The sequence below is a fragment of the Oceaniglobus sp. K40-3 genome (assembly GCF_055808395.1).
On sequence record NZ_JBVVRW010000005.1, the window covers coordinates 83,377 to 98,479 of the forward strand.

Annotated in this window: 9 protein-coding genes and 5 pseudogenes; 3 read left to right on the plus strand and 11 right to left on the minus strand. The window is 59.7% G+C overall.

The genetic code is table 11. The features are described from left to right. Positions 1-52: 52 nt before the first annotated feature. Both AC0L7P_RS22285 and AC0L7P_RS22290 read left to right on the plus strand, forming a co-directional pair. Positions 53-1,555 carry an FGGY-family carbohydrate kinase gene (locus tag AC0L7P_RS22285; protein ID WP_473436318.1) on the plus strand — a complete coding sequence of 501 codons (1,503 nt, stop codon included), beginning with the start codon at positions 53-55 and terminating at the stop codon, positions 1,553-1,555. After that, positions 1,552-2,277 (plus strand): HAD family hydrolase, encoded by a 726-nt coding sequence (locus AC0L7P_RS22290; RefSeq protein ID WP_473436319.1) that lies wholly within the window; start codon positions 1,552-1,554, stop codon positions 2,275-2,277. Before AC0L7P_RS22285 ends, AC0L7P_RS22290 begins: the two co-directional genes overlap by 4 nt. Here the strand turns inward: AC0L7P_RS22290 and AC0L7P_RS22295 are convergent. The 11 genes and pseudogenes from AC0L7P_RS22295 to AC0L7P_RS22345 all read right to left on the minus strand — a co-directional run. Then, positions 2,213-2,539, minus strand: a pseudogene (locus AC0L7P_RS22295) (IS66 family transposase); the annotation flags it as partial. The gene AC0L7P_RS22290 and the pseudogene AC0L7P_RS22295 overlap by 65 nt on opposite strands. Then, positions 2,431-2,823: a transposase gene (locus tag AC0L7P_RS22300; protein ID WP_473436320.1), complete on the minus strand. Its 393-nt coding sequence runs from the start codon at positions 2,821-2,823 to the stop codon at positions 2,431-2,433. The pseudogene AC0L7P_RS22295 and the gene AC0L7P_RS22300, both read right to left, overlap by 109 nt. Positions 2,824-3,101: 278 nt before the next feature. Continuing rightward, a pseudogene (locus tag AC0L7P_RS22305) lies at positions 3,102-4,528 on the minus strand (aldehyde dehydrogenase family protein). A gap of 2 nt (positions 4,529-4,530) precedes the next feature. After that, positions 4,531-6,797 (minus strand): annotated as a pseudogene (locus AC0L7P_RS22310) (glycoside hydrolase family 2 protein). A 32-nt stretch (positions 6,798-6,829) separates the two neighbouring features. Next, positions 6,830-7,840 (minus strand): LacI family DNA-binding transcriptional regulator, encoded by a 1,011-nt coding sequence (locus AC0L7P_RS22315; protein ID WP_473436321.1) that lies wholly within the window; start codon positions 7,838-7,840, stop codon positions 6,830-6,832. A gap of 24 nt (positions 7,841-7,864) precedes the next feature. After that, complete coding sequence (locus AC0L7P_RS22320) at positions 7,865-9,151, minus strand: sulfatase family protein (protein ID WP_473436322.1); 1,287 nt, start codon at positions 9,149-9,151, stop codon at positions 7,865-7,867. 28 nt (positions 9,152-9,179) lie between these two features. Further along, a complete protein-coding gene (locus AC0L7P_RS22325; RefSeq protein ID WP_473436323.1) occupies positions 9,180-10,007 on the minus strand; it encodes a carbohydrate ABC transporter permease in 828 nt (275 codons plus the stop codon). 9 nt (positions 10,008-10,016) lie between these two features. Beyond that, entirely contained in the window at positions 10,017-10,895 is an 879-nt protein-coding gene (locus AC0L7P_RS22330; protein WP_473436324.1) for a carbohydrate ABC transporter permease, read from the minus strand. Positions 10,896-10,953: 58 nt separating this feature from the next. Then, complete coding sequence (locus AC0L7P_RS22335; RefSeq protein ID WP_473436325.1) at positions 10,954-12,195, minus strand: ABC transporter substrate-binding protein; 1,242 nt, start codon at positions 12,193-12,195, stop codon at positions 10,954-10,956. 34 nt (positions 12,196-12,229) lie between these two features. Then, positions 12,230-13,287: pseudogene (locus tag AC0L7P_RS22340) on the minus strand (ABC transporter ATP-binding protein). A 446-nt stretch (positions 13,288-13,733) separates the two neighbouring features. Next, positions 13,734-14,441, minus strand: a complete 708-nt coding sequence (locus AC0L7P_RS22345) for a GntR family transcriptional regulator (RefSeq protein ID WP_473436326.1) — start codon at positions 14,439-14,441, stop codon at positions 13,734-13,736. 231 nt (positions 14,442-14,672) lie between these two features. Here AC0L7P_RS22345 and AC0L7P_RS22350 point away from each other — a divergent pair. After that, positions 14,673-15,095: pseudogene (locus tag AC0L7P_RS22350) on the plus strand (TRAP transporter small permease); the annotation flags it as partial. Positions 15,096-15,103: the final 8 nt, after the last annotated feature.

A 15,103-nucleotide genomic window follows, 5' to 3' on the forward strand; every position in this document is an offset into this window, starting at 1 on the left:
GCCGACCATCCGCAAAACGAACATCAGAATCTCATAACCACAGGGGCGTTTCATGAGCTGCGTCATTGGTCTCGACATTGGGACAACCTCGACCATCGGTATCATCCTCGATGTTTCTGCATCGAAAATCCTGGCGTCGGCCACACGGCCCGTGACGTTGACATCGCCGCAAAAAGGATGGGCCGAGGAAGATCCGCACCAATGGTGGGCCAATGTCTGTGACATCGTACCTGAGCTGCTCAAGACGTCGGGGCTGAAAAGCACGGATATCTCTGCCATCGGCACCACGGGCATGTTGCCTGCAACTGTTTTGCTGGGCAGCGATGATTCTGTACTGCGCCCATCCATACAGCAAAGTGACGGGCGCACCGGGCAAGAGGTCAGGGAGATCGCAGGCGAGGTGCCGCAAGACGCCTTTGTCCGCCGGGCGGGCAACGGCATCAATCAACAGTTGGTGGCCAGCCGGATACGCTGGATCGAGAAACATGAACCCGGGATCTTTGCACGGATCGCGACGGTGTTCGGGTCGTACGATTACATCAACTGGTGTCTGACGGGCGTGCGCGCGGTGGAACAGAACTGGGCGCTGGAAGCCGGGTTTGTCGACCTTTCGACAAATGCAATTGCCGATGATCTGGTCGCTCTTGCGCATCTTGAACGCGACATGGTCCCGGGCCTGGTGCGCTCAGCCGACGTAATCGGACAGGTATCAGAATCGGCAGCGGCACAATCGGGTTTGGCGGCAGGGACGCCGGTGGTGGGCGGCGCCGCAGATCACATCGCATCCGCCTATGCGGCGGGGGTGCTGGCATCGGGCGATGTGCTGCTCAAATTCGGGGGCGCCGCAGACATCATGATTGCCACGGACATCGTTCGCCCGGACCCGCGAATGTTCCTCGACTATCACATCATACCGGGCCTGTTCATGCCCAACGGGTGCATGTCGACGGGCGGGACGGCCTTGAACTGGTTCATTGCGCAATTTGCGAAATCCGAAGCGGCCGAGGCGGCGGAACTTGGCATCAGCCCGCATCAATACCTGGACAAACTGGCAGAAGACATCCCACCGGGCGCCGATGGCGTGACCTTTATTCCCTACCTTCTGGGCGAAAAGACACCAATTCACGATCCCGATGCGCGGGGCACCATCCTCGGGCTGAGCCTCAATCACGATATCCGCCACCTCTGGCGGGCGCTGCTGGAAGGCTATGCATATGCGTTCCGGCACCATATCGAAGTTTTTAACGAGATGGGGTTCCCCACTGATCGCTTTCTTGCCTCTGATGGCGGATCGAAATCGCGGCTCTGGATGCAGATCTGCGCCGATGTTCTGCAAGCTCCGGTTCAGCTTCTGACCGGTCATCCCGGGTCTTGCCTGGGTGCGGCCTGGTTGGCGGGCATTGGCACCGGCGCAACCGATGACTGGAGAGGCGTCGCCAAATGCGTCAGCTACGGTGCCGAAATCAAACCGGACCATGCACAGCAGGCACGCTATGATGCCGGATATGCCGTTTTCCGCGAAACATATGAAATGCAAAGGGACCAACGAAAATGATCAAAGCCATTGCCTGGGATATCGACGGCACGTTGGTTGACAGTGAACCGTTGCATCTGTTTGTCCTCAAGGACGTCTGCCGCGCCTATGGGGTGGATATTTCGGATCTCGTCGATACCCATTTCATTGGCGTGCATATCGGCGACGTCTGGCGCGACTTGCAACCACGCTTTCCGGCAGATGTATCGTTTGAAAGCTGGTCACGACGGATCAACCGCGCGTTTTCGGATAATTGCGACCGTCTGGTGGCCATCGAGGGTGCCACGGCGGTTGTTCAGCAATTTGCGCAGATGGGCCTGCGACAGGTTGCCGTATCCAACTCAAACAGACCTGTTGTCGACGCAAATCTGAACGCCATCGGTGTGGCCGGATTCATGGAATTCAGCATCAGCCTCGACGATGTCTGCGAAGGCAAACCCGATCCCTTTCCCTATCGGCTCGCCTGTTATCGTCTGGGGTGTGATCCAAGCGAAGTTCTGGCCGTGGAAGACAGCGCCACCGGCGTGGCCAGTGCCCGTGCGGCGGGCATGCCGGTCGCAATTCTGCGGGCAGACACGGGCGCACCGGCCGAATTGGAATTCCCCGTTTCGGCCCTGTCAGAGATCCCCGCTGCGATCACGGACCTGTCGCGCTCCTACGACAAACGTATCCGTCCGGCTACGTCGCGCTTGTCGCCTGTTGCGGCGTCCAGTTCCAGGGCGCGGGTTCTTCGACGCGGTTGATCTTGTGATCGGCGATACGCTCGGGAACGCAGGTAAGCCAGGCTTCGGGATTGACGCCGTTCATGCGGGCGGTCTCAACGAGCGTGTAGGTGATCGCCGCGGCCTTGCCGCCACCTTTTGAGCCCATGAACAGGTAATTTTTCCTGCCAGGGGTCAGGGGTCTGATTGACCGCTCGCAGATGTTGTTGTCCAGCTCCAGCTGTCCGTTATCGAGGTATGGTCGCGCCTTGGGCATGCGTCCGAGCGCATAGCGGGTCGCCTCGCGTCGTTGGCAACATGGTCGATGGACGGCCCCGACACTTCCACCGGCAAAAAGATGCTGCCATCTTCCGAAGCCGTTTGCGTTTCGTCCGCAGCAGGGGAAAAGCGGGGGTCTTTCAGCCACTTGAAGATCAGGTTCGCGTTCATCGAATAACGGCGGGCAACCTGCGCGACCGACACACCCGGGGCCAAAGCCTGCTCGCAGATCGACCGCTTCTCTTCGTCCGGCCCTTCTTGCCCGCCATGGAGTGCCTCATGATGTCCACTATCGATGGTGGACACCATCAGCCTCGGATTCCGCCCGTCAGAGCGGCGTCAGCGGACGGATACCGACAAACGGCGCGACGTCAACACCAAGCGGGGGCACCCCTTCAGTTAACAAGACCTTCGGCAATCCTGACAGGATAAGACTGGCCCGGCAGACAAGCCAAACATATTGTCGATCACCACCGCCGTTTCGACACCATTCACGCCCGTGGCAATCAGGGACTCAATACACCGACCCTCGACAGGTTGGCCGCCGAGGGTCGCCTGTCAGCCCCGGCCAAGGATCATCGTCTGAATCACGCAGGCTGCGCGACCAGTTTTTCTTCCATGAATTCCTCGATACCAAAGGTGCCGCCCTCGCGCCCTATGCCCGATTTCTTGACGCCGCCAAAGGGGCTGCCCGGGGAAATGTCGGCACCGTTGACCAGCACCATTCCGGCCTCAAGATCGCGGATCATGCGATTGGCGCGGGCCGGGTCGGCGGTATGCACGAAGGCGGCAAGGCCGTATTCGCTGTCATTGGCGATGCGCAGGGCCTCGGGTTCATCGTCAAACGGGATCATCACCACCACGGGGCCGAAGATTTCGGTGCGGGCCACCTGCATATCGTTGGTCACACCGGCCAGGATAGTGGGCAAGACGAAACAGCCACCGGCGAATTCCTCGGGCGTTTCCAGCCCCCCGCCACCAGCCGCGCGCCGTCGTTCAGCCCGCTTTCGATCATCGCGCGCACATGGGCGTGCTGGCGGGCGTTGGCGACCGGGCCGATATGGGCGCCGGGCTGATCCGGCCAGCCGATGCTCCAACCTGCCGCCAGACGCGCGGCGACCTTCTGCGCGTCGTCATAAACGCTGCGTTCGATCAGAAGGCGCGTTGGCGCGTTACAGTTCTGCCCCGAATTGTTGAACGCCTTGCGCAGGGTGGCGGTCAGCGCCGCGTCCAGATCGGCATCGGCAAAGATCACACAGGCGGATTTGCCGCCCAGTTCCAGCGCGCAGCGTTTGATGCCCTCGGCAGCGGTACGGGCAATCTTTTGCCCGGCGGCGGTGGACCCGGTAAAGGAAATCACGTCGACATCGGGATGGGCGGTCAGCGCCGCGCCCGCCCCGGCGCCATCGCCGTGGATCAGATTGAAGGCGCCCGCGGGCAGATCGGCGGCGTCCATCACCTCGGCCAGGATGGTGGCACAGATCGGCGTCACCTCGCTGGGTTTCAGGATCATCGGGCAACCGGCGGCCAGCGCCGCGCCGACCTTGAGCATGATCTGATGCAGCGGCCAGTTCCACGGTGCAATCAGCGCGGCAACGCCTGCGGGCTGGCGCAGCACCCGGTCGCCATTGGCCAGGGGTTCGGACAGGACCACATGATCGCAGGCCTCGATGAAGGCGTCGATCTTGCCCAGAACGCCCGCCGCCTGACCGGCGCGGGACAGGTCGATCGGCGCGCCCAACTCCTGCGTGATTGCCTGTGCGAAATCCTCGATCCGTGTTTCATAGGCGGCACGGATACGTTGCAGCATGGCGCGCCGATCGGCCATGTTACTGGCCCGCAGCCCCGGCAGGGCGCGACGCGCGGCGGCAACGGCTTCGTTCACATCGTCAGCGGTGGCCAGCGCCACAGAGGTGACAGTTTCACCATTGGCCGGGTTGACGATATCAAGCCGGGCGCGGGCCGTAGCGTCAACCCAAGCCCCGTCAATATAGAATTTCGTGGGGTCTGGCAGGGTCATTGCATCTGCTCCGTCTTGGGGGTGGTTGTTGTCAGGTCGATCACCACCGGATCAAACCGGGATGAGGCCACGGTAACACGCACCGCACCCGGCGTTCCGGTGGAACGCAGCCAGAAACCGGCACTGCCCCCACGCAGGGTGATCTGATCGGGGCCAAGAAGGGTTGCCGCGCCCTCGACCGTGATCGTCACGGGCAGATCGACAAAGGGCGTGACATTGCCCAGTTGATCCAGCGCGCGCAGGGTGACGCGCATTTCCTGACGATCCGCGCCAAAGCTGGTGCCATCCGGTGTCACCGCAAGACGGCTGAGCACCGGGGCGCCGCTGAATTTGCGGCTGGTGACGGTGGCATCACCCACGACCCCTTCAAACGTCACGTCGGGCCATGACATGCCCCATTTGCCGATGATGTTTTCATCCACATCCCCAAGGCGCAGGATCGCCGGGGGTGGGGCAGGTGCGGAAATGTTTCGCGGTCGGGGTGAATGTCCACGCTCTGCCCGTCGGGCAGGATCATGCGCACAAAATCGCAGTTGGTCAGGATCATCAGCGGAAACACCCCGCCGATGTTGCGTTCACCACGCGCCCAGTGGGTCACGGGCTCCATCACCACCTTTTCACCCGGATTACGCTGGCTGGAATAGGCGTAGGCGGCGAATTTCGGTTCGCGGAACATGCTCAGCACGCCGTGATGGCACACCCGGTCGCCCGAGCCGAAATCGGCATGGGTGTTGTAATCGAACATGCACCAGCCGATGCAGCCGGAAATGCCCGGCTCGGCATGGGCATAATCCAGCACCTCAAGATGGCGGGTGACATGTTCCATCTGGCGCAGTTCGTTGTCGATGATTTTGGTCGGGAACATGTGGCCGTTATATTCGGTGATCAGATAGGGCACCGGTTTTGACAGGCCCGTCACCTCTTCGCGGCCCCGCAATCCGCGCCTTGCGATATTGGCCAGCGGGCGTTCGAAATCGCCCAGCACGAAATCGTTGAAGGTATAGACATCCTCAAGCAGCGTGCTGTGCATATGTTTGCGGATGCCCCCCGTTTGGCGGGTCGTGTCCAATTCATGGGCCAGGGCGTTGGTGCGGGTATAGAACGCATCGTCATCGACGGATTCGTTGATCCGCACGCCCCACATGATGATTGACGGGTGGTTCCAGTCCCGCTCGATCATCCGGGCGACGTTTTTCACCGCCTCGTCTTTCCAGGTGTCGCCGCCGATATGTTGCCAGCCGGGGATTTCCTCAAGCACCAGCAGGCCGATCCGGTCGCAATGTTCGATAAACCACTTGCTTTGCGGATAATGCGAGGTGCGCACGATATTGCACCCCAGGTCATGCTTGACGATTTCGGCGTCACGCTCCTGCGCCTCGCGGCCTGCGGCATAGCCGACATAGGGAAAGGATTGGTGCCGGTTCAGGCCCATGAGTTTCACGCAGGCACCGTTCAGGAAAAATCCGTCGGGGGTAAAACGCGCCTCGCGAAAGCCGAAGGTTTCGGTGCGGGTATCGGTAAAGCCATCGCCGCAAATCGTGATCCGCGCGGTATGGCGCGCCGGATTGTCCAGCGACCAGAGGTCAAGCCCGCCAAGCCCCTTGAGCGTCAGCGCGGCACCGTCATTCGTCAGATCGCCCCGGGCCTCGGCAATCTCTGCGCCCGCCGCGTCGTGCAGGACGACGGTGCAGGTGCCGGCCACATCCACACCCCGGGGATTGTCGATCATACAGCGCAGATGCACCGTCTTTTCGTCGGCCAGAGGATCGGGGGTTTCGATCTTGACGTTCAGAATCGACACCGCGTCGCCCTGTTCCAGCCAGACCTCGCGGTAAATGCCCGCATAGGTCAGATAATCAATCTGTCCGCCAAAGGGCGGAATATCGGGGTTTTCGCTGCCATCCACCGTGACCGTGATCAGGTTTTCACCCTTGCTCAGATGATCGGTCAGACGGATGCGAAACGGGGTATAGCCATCAGGATGCCCGCCCAGATGGGTGCCGTTCAGATAGACCTGCGCATTCGCCATGGCCCCGTCAAAGCGCAGCCAAACCTCGCGCCCCGAAAAACCATCCTGCCAGTCGATGGTGTTCTGATAGGTGAACGCCCGCTGATAGGCCTTTTCATCAAAGTAATCAAAGGGCAGATCAACGGCATTGTGGGGCAGGGCCACGGCATCGCCGCTTTGGCGTGCCTTGGTCCAGGCCGGATCAAAGCCGGGAAGAAAGGTCCAGTTTTCACAGAACAAGGCGGAATGCGGCATTGTGTTTTCGCTCGTATTGACAGGATGAAGGATCAGACGGTGCTTGCGCGAACCGTCACAGTTGATTGTATCTGCACGTGTTTGGCCGTGTGGCGGCCGGACAGGCGCTCCATGAGAAGATCGACCGCCGAGGCCCCGATTTCACCGGCGTCAAGGCGCACAGTCGTCAGTTTCGGGCGCAACACATCGGCAACCGCGCTGTCGTTAAAGCCGACAACCGAGATGTCATCGGGAATTTTCAGGCCCCGCTGTTGCAGTGCCTGATAGACCTCGACGGCGATGTGATCTTTCTGCACGACAAGGGCATCGGGCAAGGGTTTTCCAAGGCGCTCCAGCCGGGAAAAAAGATCGTCGATCAAAGAGGCATCGGTGCCCGTTTCATATATCGTATAATCCGGGTCAAAGGCGCCAGCACGTTCCATGACCTGGCGATATCCGACCAGACGTTCATCCCCCGGACCAGCCAGCCCGACCAGCGCCGGACGGGTCAGCCCGCGCCCCAGCAGCCAGTCACACAGCATGGCCGAGGCGGCGGCAACATCGACATAGGCCAGATCCAGCGGCAAGGGCGGCGTGGCCGGATGAACCATCACCAGCGGGATCGTGCAATCGGCGATCGCGTCGATCATCGGCTGCGCCAGGGGGCCAATCGAAAGGATCCCCGAATCCCGCCCCCGTTGCAGGGACGCCGGATCAAGGTCTTTCTCTAGCACCCGCACGATGTTGATGCCGTACGCCTCGCAGCGGGCCTCGATCCCCTGGCGCAAGCCGATATAGAACGGGCGCGACATTTCTTCGGCACTGGTCAGGAAATGCACCAGCACCAGCGACACCAACTCGCGCGGGCGGCGCACATTGATAGGATCGTCGCCGGTTGCGCCCCGCCTTTGGCGCGGCGTGACATATTGCAGCTTTTCCGCCGCCTCGATCACCAGAGCGCGCTTTTCATCCGAGATCGACAGGCTGGGATCCCGGTTCAGAACCCGGGATATTGTCGATCCGGCCACGCCGGTCAGCTTGGAAATCTCTTTCAGCGTGGCCATTATCAGTTCTTTCGCGATAGCAGGTCAGGTGGCGGTTTCAATCCGGGGCGCGGTTTCGCCCGCCGCGACCATACGCGCGATCAGGCGTTCAGACAGGGTTTTTCGGGTCTCGGCATGATCGGGTGATTTCACCAGATTGTCCAATTCCCAGGGGTCGGATTCCAGATCGTACAGTTCGCTTTCGCGGTAACGGTCGCTGCCCGCATGGGCGAAGGGATCAAGGTGATCGGCCGAAACGCAGTATTTCCATTTCCCGTGGCGCAGGGCGCGGGCGACCTGGCTTTCGCTGATCTGGATGAACACGTCGTCGGGGCCCTCCTTTTTGGCCAAAAGGGATGTGCCCTGCATGTCGTCCGGCACGTCGATTCCGGCGGCGTCCAGCAAGGTTGGCGGCAGATCGACCAGCGAACAATTGCGCGCGATCGCCTCGCCATCATCAAACCCCGGCCCGTGAAAGAAGGTCGGCACGCGGATCGACGCCTCGTGACACGAACGTTTGTATTCGGCGTTGCGGGTGCGGAAATGGCAGCCGTGATCCGAAGTGAACAGGATGATCGTATTCTCAAGCTGGCCCAGCGAAAGCAGCGCGTCGGTGATCCGGCCAAGGGCTTCGTCCAGGCGGGCAACCATGCCCATATACCCGTGATATTGCTTTTCCGTGTTGCCGCCCAATGCCTCCAGATCCGGGGGATAAGGCACGCCCCGCGCTGCCATCCGATCCTCATATCCCACCGGGGCGGGATAGGAATCGTTCTGGTTCTGGTGATGGGGTTCAAGGAACGAAAGGAACATGAAAAACGGATCATCGCGCGGTTCGGCCAGATGCCGGATTGCGGCATCGGTCAGGGCATCAACACGGTATCCGGGCAGATCATGGGGCGCACCTTCGCCGTCAAACAATCGGGTCTGATAGGGGCCGGAGGTGAATTCAAGGATATTGGCCGCCAGCCAGTGATCGTATCCGCCCTGCTGTTCTTTTGTGACCGGTTCGCCCGAGGCGAGATGCCATTTGCCGATATAGGCGGTGTGATACCCGGCGGATTTGAAATGATGCGCCAGTGTCTTTTGCCCCTCGGGCAAGGGAATATCGTTGCGAAAACACCCCGTCTTTGTGGGGTAAAGGCCGGTCTGGAACATCGACCGCGCCGGGCCACAGACCGGTTGCGCCGTAAAGGAATTGGGCACAAACCGCCCGGCCCGCGCCATGCGGTCGAAGTTCGGCGTCACATCCAACCCGTTGCCGTGCATCCCCACCGTATCCCAACGCTGTTGGTCGGTGAAAAACACCAGAACATTCGGTTTGCTTGACATAGTATCATCCGTTCCTTGGCTGGTCATTTCATGCCCGAAAGCATGGCGCTTTGTACAAAGTACCGCTGGGCGAAGAGATAGAGAATGAAACACGGCAGGAACAAAAGCATCCCCCCACAGCCGTCAGGTTCCATTGGGTAAAGAATTCCTGGTTGAACAGGGTCAATCCGGTGGTGATCGGGCGCATGTTTTCGCTGGATACGGCAACGAGCGGCCAGATGAATTCATTGAACTGAAACACAAAGGTCAACAACGCCACGGTGGCAATCGCCGGCCCAAGCTGCGGCAGCACGATGTCGATGAAAATGCGCACCTCGCCGGCACCATCCAGCCGCGCCGCGGCGATCAGATCATCGGGGATCGGCAGAATGAACTGGCGCATCAGGAAGATGCCAAAGGCGCTCATGGCGAAGGGCAGGATCAGCCCGGTATAGGTGTTCAGCAGGCCCCATTGCGCGGTCATCACATAAAGCGGGATCAGGCGCACAAAAAACGGGATCATCAGCGTGGACAGCAGCGATACAAACATGAACCGCTTGCCCGGAAACTCCATCTTGGCAAAAACATAGCCGATCATCGGATCAAAGATCACATGCAAAAGCGCAATCACCCCCGCCACGATGAACGAGTTCAGGATAAAGCGCGCAAAAGGCGCCTTTTCCCAGATCGTGATATAGTTCGTGAATTGCAGCTTTTCCGGGATCACCACCACCAGCCCCGAGAACATTTCCGCGTCGCTTTGCAGCGACAGGGACACCATGTAAAGGAACGGCAGCATTGCGAGCAGGACAAACACCACCATCAGCGGATAAATCCAGAGGCGCGCAGTCAGCGAGAGAGAGTTTCGGTTGGCCATGATCGTTCCTCAGGTGTGCTTGATGTCACGGTTCAGCAGCTTGAACTGCGCCCAGGTGATGAACAGGATCACAAGGAACATCACGAACGACAGCGCCGAGGCATAGCCGATGTTCAGACCCTGAAACGCCGTTTCATAGACGTGCAACGAATACAGCCGTGTCGCATTGGCCGGCCCGCCGCCGGTCATCAGGTAAGGCAGCGCCATTTCCTGCATTGAGGCAATCATGATGACCACCGCCAAAAACAGCGTCGTCGGCATCAAGAGCGGCAGGGTGATGTCACGGAACAGGTGAAACCGCTTGGCGCCATCCAGTTCGGCCGCCTGATACAGGTGGTTCGGAATGCCCTGGATCGCCGCCATATAGATCAGGATCGCATAGCCGATGTCCTTCCAGACCGACACCGCCACCAGAACCCAGATCGCGGCGTCAGGATCGGTCAGCCAGTATTGCGGCGGCAGACCAACCTTCAACAGCGCGGCGTTCAGCAGTCCGGTATAGGGATCGAGAATGGATTTCCACATCAACGCGGAAATCACGAACGACACGATATAGGGAAAGAACAGGATCGCGCGGATGGTGTTGCGCGCCTTCAATGGCCCGGCAAGGATCGACGCCAGAACCAGCGCGATCAACAGCGTGAACACCGTGGACCCCACCGAATAGATCAGCGTCGCGCCCATGGCCTTGATCGCCAGTTTATCCTGGAACATGTAGATATAGTTCTTCAGGCCAGCAAATTCCGAAGCACCGATCAACGGCTGGCCGCTGCGCAGGCTGGCCCAGAATTCAATGGCAATCGGCCAGAAGAAGAAGATCAGGAAATAAAGGATACCCGGAAGCAGGAATCCATAAGCCGTCAGCGCACGGCGTTGTCTATAGGTCATGGTTCCATCCCCAGGTTAGGAGCGGCCCCGGCTGTGACAGGCCGGGGCCGCGGGTCGATTATTTTTCGCTGATGATCCGGTTCGCTTCGTCCGCGGCGGCTTGCAGCGTTTCGGCGACCGGTGCGCGGGAATACAGCACTTCCTCAAAGGCGGCCTGAATTACCGAATCCACCGAGGCGTCATATTTGTTGTCCAGCGCCAGCGGCAGCGAAATGTCCTGCGAATAAGGCAGGCAGGCGCCAAACTGACCCAAAAGCGGATCGGCCTGAACCTCTTCGTTGGCCAGCCAGGATTTGCGCGGCATGGTCATCGAATATTTCAGCGATGTGGCCACCTCGACATCAACATCGGTCAGGCGCTTGGCCAGTTCCCATGCCATGTCGGGATGCTTTGCATCCTTTGGAATTGCCAGCGCCACACCACCTTGCAGGGTTGCCTGCCGCTTGTGGGTCAGCGACGGCGCCACGCCCCAGTTCAGATCGGGGTTGCCGGTGCGGATCGGGTTGATGTCCCACGGGCCGGTCAGGATCATCGCCGCGCGTTCGGCGGTGAACAGTTTTTGCGGCCCTTCATAATCGGCACCCGCCACCGGCACGGGGGCCGAGTGATCTTCGTGAATCAGGTCCGACAGAAACTGAAGGGCCTCGGCGGTTTCGGCCGACCCGAACCCGACCTTGCCGGTTTCAGGGTTATAGTATTCGCCGCCAGCCTGGAAAATCCAGGGCCAGTAATAGATGAACGCCGAATTGGGGGCAAAACCGAAAATGCCGGGCTTTGTCGTGGCGGCGGCAATTTCGCGGAATTCTTCCCAGGTGGCAGGCGGCGCGTCATATCCGGCCTCGGCCAGCATATCCTTGTTATAGACCAGCGTGGCACAGGTATGGTGAATCTGAAGACCATAGATCTTGCCATTCACCGTGTTCTTGGCGACAGCATTTTCAAACCAGTCGCCCGGGAAATCGAAAGTATCCGCATCGCGCGCGGCAAAATCATCCAGCGGCAGCAGCAGATCCTTGTAGGCGAATTCAGCGACCCAACCGCCCGGCGTGGCCAGCAGATCGGGGGGATTGTCGGCGGCAAAGTCAGCGACAACCTTGGTGCGCAGATCCGGCCACTGGTATTTTTCGAACTGCACGTTCCAGCCGGGATTGTCGGCTTCGAATTCGGCGATCGCGGCCATATATGTATCATAGGCATGACCGGCGTTGAAATAGACGCGCAGTGTTTCGGCGCTTGCGGCACTTGCAAGCCCGGCGAAAAGCGCCAGAGCGGCACCTCCGGCCTTTAGTGATTTCAACATGATTTCCTCCCTTTCATGTTTCAGTTCTGTTGGATCAGTGGAGCCTTCGCCCGCTTTCGGGGTCGAAAACGAAGGCGCGTTCTTGTGGAATGCTCAGGTGTATCGTGTCACCGGCGTGCAGATCGCGCCGCCCCTGCAAATCGACGCAGAATTCGGCCCCCGACGGCAGGATCGCATAGCCATAGGTGACACCGCCCAACTGCTCGACCGAGCGCAGGCTCAGCCGCGCGCCGTGATCGGCAAGGCTCAGATGCTCGGGGCGGATACCGACCGTTGCCGTCTTTTTCCACCGGCAACAGGCGCGAACCCCAGGGGCGCGCCATCCAGATCGTCAATCACCAACCCGGTGTCGCCCCATGTGGCAGACAGGAAATTCATCGCCGGAGAGCCGATAAACCCGGCCACAAAACGGTTGGCAGGGTTGTCGTACAGATCCAGCGGTGAACCGGCCTGCTCGATCCGCCCGTCACGCAACACGACAATCTTGTCGGCCAGGGTCATCGCCTCGACCTGATCGTGGGTGACATAGATCATCGTCGTGCCCAGGGTCTTGTGCAGGTCCGACAGTTCCAGCCGCATGCGCGTGCGCAATTCGGCATCAAGGTTGGACAGGGGTTCGTCGAACAGGAAAACCTTGGGGTTGCGCACGATGGCACGCCCGATGGCGACCCGCTGACGCTGCCCGCCCGACAATTCGGCCGGCTTGCGATCCAGATAGTCGTTCAGCCCAAGGATATCGGCGGCGCGTCCAACCTTTTCGGCGATCATCGCCTTGGATTCGCGGGCCAGCCGCAGGGCGTAACCCATGTTCTGGCGCACGTTCATATGGGGATAAAGCGCATAGTTCTGAAACACCATCGCCACGCCCCGTTCGCCCGGGTGGCGATGGCTGACATCACTGTCGCCGATCATGATCTGCCCTGCGGACAGATCCTCAAGCCCCGCGATCGTCCTGAGCAACGTGGATTTGCCACAGCCCGACGGCCCGACAAATACGCAGAACTCGCCGTCATCAATTGCCAGATCCAGCTCGGGAATCGCGTTGATGGCGCCATAATCCTTGCGAACCGCTTTAAGAGTGACGCCTGCCATAACTTCTCCTGCAGAATCGTTCAAAGTGTGTGATTAAAATTTAGTAAATATTTACCTTTCCTGTCAAGCCATGAATTTCATCGCCCGGCCTGACACGGGCCATGCCACCTAGGGCTGATAAAAGTAACAGATAAAACAATGTGTTAAGAATAAATCCAACGCCTGAGAATACAGGGTCACGCAGCAGGGCATTGCCAGATTGCGCGCGGCGTTGTCACCAAACGTGAGGATGCCCTGTTGCGGCAAACCGGTTTGGTGCCCCTTTTGCCAATAACATGCGCAGTGACCGGCCAGGCGTCGCTGACACGTGGCATCTCGACGAGGTTTCGATCCCGATCACCGGCAGGAAATACCGGCTCTTGCGCCGGATGGTCAGTCTCATGCCGCGAGCCCAGATCAGATGCTCTTCATCTTTGGAATGGCCGCCCAATTTTCGCGTGCAGCCCCTATTGCTTTTCACGCAGCGCGGATTGGCAATGCCCCTGTATCACGGCCTGCGTCGTCCGTTCGATATGGGTGCAGATGACCTCACGACATTTATTGATGTCCTTGTCCAGCCCCGCCTCGAGCAACGCCCGATGTTCCCCATGAATATCACGGGTCAAAACAGTGCGTACACGGCTGAGCCGCCGGAACCGTTCATGATGTTTGAACATGGCCTCTCGGGTGCGCAACAACCACATTGACGGGCAGGCGGCCACCAATGCCTCATGGAAGGCCCAGTTCAGCCGCTCCCACTCTGCAAGAGCGTCGATCCCTTGTGCAGGCTTTGTTTCCAGCCGCTCAAGCCGGTGAAAGGTGGTGATGACGCGTTCTTCCCACGCGCTGTCGCCAAGGGGGATCGACATGCACAATGCCTCGGCCTCGATCATTTTGCGCAGATCACCGATTTCTCGGGCATCCCGTGCCGTGAACGCCGCAACCACAAAACCGCGCTGGCCCAGAATGTCCACCAGATGATCCCCCGCCAGGCGTGACATCGCCTCGCGCAGGGGGCCGGACCCGATGTCATATCGGTTGCGCAGCATTTCAATCTTGAGCTTCTGTCCCGGGGCAAGGGCGCCTGACATGATGTCCTCGCGCAGCAGGCGATACGCTTTTTCGGCGGTGGTTTTCGCCTCTCCGAGCGTGTCGGCCTTACTCAGTTCAGTCATCTTGGTTTCTCCACGGGTGATCAGGCCAACTTGCCCGATATAAAATTCACAATAAAGGGGTGGAAGATAAAATGTAAATATTTTTGTTGACGACATTAAAATATCAATATTTTGTGGCGTCAGGAGGTGCCAATGATGAACGAACCCGAATCCATGGCGGAAAAGCCGCTGCTGGCGCGGCTCAGCACAGGTTTGATGCGGGCCGAATCCGTTGCTGTCGGCGCGCTGATGATGGCCATTTTCGGGTTGCTGATGCTGAACGTGGTATCGCGGGCCGCTGGTACGCCGGTGATCTGGGTGGATGAGGCTGCGGTCTTTCTGATGATCTGGGTCGCGTTTTTTGGGGCGTCCATTGCGCTGGCCAATCGTGAACATCTGGCGGTGACGTTGCTGCCTGATGCCTTGGCAGACCGGCCACGCGCCTGGCTTGCCCGGGTCGTCGATGCGCTGCTTTTTGGGTTTTTCATCATATTCGGGGCCATCCTGTGGCGCTGGTTCGATCCGCTCACCCTGTGGCGCGCAGGTTCGGTTGCCGCGTTTTCGCGCGAAACGTTCAATTTCCTGTATCAGGAGCCCACCGTGACATTGGGCCTGCCGAAAATCTGGTTCTGGGCGATCCTGCCCATCTTTTGCCTGACCGGCCTTGTCCACACCGGCGCGCA